Genomic DNA, 1,788 nt, shown 5'->3' with positions numbered 1-1,788 from the left:
ACGGATGAGATGGACAAGCGATTTTTAAATGATCGCCCCGATGACTATGCGGAAATCGCGTCCATTCTTTTGTTCGGCCGCGGCGCGGGCCATTCTTCCGTCCCGGTCACCGATCTCGCAGCCGCCGCGCGCAGGGTCGGTCAAGGCTGGCCGCGTTTGCGGCCACCGCACGGCTTGGCCTTGACCGGCCCGAGCACGGCGGCATGCTGGCGTGGAACGGGACTGCATTCCTGGCTGGCACTGCCGTCAGCGGCGGTTATGGTTGTCCGGCGCGGGCGACCTCGTGGCGAAGCGTGACGCGTCGGCTGAAAGCGTCACCGGACTGCCTATTTTGTCCTGCCGAGCTGAGGCGCCCGCGCGCCAGGTTTTGGCCGTCGCGGTTTCCATTGCGACACCAATTGTTCGTAGTTTCGCTCCGCCTGGGCGGCAATCAACATCTCACGGTCGCGCAGCGCCTTGATGTTGTAGGCATAGGCTGGTCCGCGCCGGCTGCCCTTCTGTTGCGGATGTCCAGCTTGAAGTTGCATTGCGCGGGTCTTGTTGGCGACCAGCGCCGGACGCGCCCACAGGTAATCTTCGCCCTTCGTCAACAAATGCCAGCAGAGCACCGTGAGCTTGCGAGCCACGGCCACCGCGGCGACCTGATGGCCACGCCGGGCGCGAATCCGCACGAAAAAAGCATGCAGTGGACCGGGCGCCTTGGCCGCGGCCCAGGCGGCCTCGACCAGCATGGCGCGCGCGTGACTGCGGCCGATCTTGCTGATGCGACCGTGATGGGCGGCTCCCAGTCCCGACTGCCGCACCCGCGGGTTCAGCCCGAAATAGCTCACCAGCTTCTGCGGGCTGTCGAACCGGCTGATGTCGCCGATCGCCGCCACGATGCCGGCGGCGACCGCCAGATTGACGCCGGTGATCGTCATCAATCTGTTGACCGCGAGGTCGTCGATGGCGTCCTGAGCGATCTCACGGTCGAGCAGAGCCAGGTCTTCCGCCAGCCGGTCAAGCTCACGGACATGCCGATCGATGGCCGCGCGCTCATCGTGCGGCAGCTGTTGGGCGGCCAACCACGCCCGGCCGCGGGCGTTGAAAAGATCGGCATGCGGGCACTTCGGGATTAGGTGCGCGTGCAGGATCGAATGCACCTCGTTCTTGAGCCGCGTGCGATGCCGCACGACCTGGTAGCGCCGCGCCACCAGCCGACGCTTGCGTTCGGTCTCCGCGTCAGGCGTCCAGATCTGCGGCAGGTACCCGGCCGCCTGCAGACTGGCGAGCGTGCCGGCATCGATCTTGTCGGTCTTAACGTGAGCCTGGGCGATCGCCTTCACCTGCAGCGGATTGGCGATAATCACCCGTGCCACGAACGGCGCCAGAACCCGCGACACCGCCATGCTGTTGGCAGTCGCTTCGAGCACCACCTCATCACTGGCCAGCAGGGTCTTGCCAAATCCCTCCAGCGCAGTCCGCGTCATATCGATGCGGCCCGCATGTCGGAGCCTGCCGTCCTCCCAAAACACCACCTCGCCGAAAGTTCGGTGGACGTCGATGCCAATCACCCGTCGCATTCGCACCTCCTGCCAGACATATGACGGGAGCTGCGGGCGACACGACAACTACGGATTCGCGCTCCCAGCGCAACCGGGCGAGTCGCAGAGGCGGCCAGCTACTAACTCGAGCTCTCGGCTCATCGAATAACATCGGCCTGCCCGCACTTCGTGCTCCCGGTGCCTCTGTCCCGATGGTCGCACCATACGCCACGATGTAGAACACCGCAGCGGGAACGTTGGCACC

General features: G+C 65.3%; 2 protein-coding genes. One reads left to right on the top strand and one right to left on the bottom strand.

What is annotated here, in order from left to right:
- A partial coding sequence (locus tag I6F09_RS37070) for a hypothetical protein (RefSeq protein WP_225190193.1) occupies window positions 1-297 on the top strand: 297 nt, incomplete at its 5' end.
- Between the two features lie 29 nt (window positions 298-326).
- Here I6F09_RS37070 and I6F09_RS37065 read toward each other — a convergent pair.
- Window positions 327-1,544 (bottom strand): IS110 family transposase, encoded by a 1,218-nt coding sequence (locus tag I6F09_RS37065; protein ID WP_225190194.1) that lies wholly within the window; start codon window positions 1,542-1,544, stop codon window positions 327-329.
- Window positions 1,545-1,788: the final 244 nt, after the last annotated feature.

The sequence above is a fragment of the Bradyrhizobium sp. IC3195 genome (genome assembly GCF_020193585.1).
In the GTDB taxonomy this organism is placed as follows: Bacteria; Pseudomonadota; Alphaproteobacteria; order Rhizobiales; family Xanthobacteraceae; genus Bradyrhizobium; species Bradyrhizobium yuanmingense.
The sequence above is the reverse complement of the archived record's forward strand: the minus strand, read 5'-3'. Positions and strand labels throughout refer to the sequence as shown.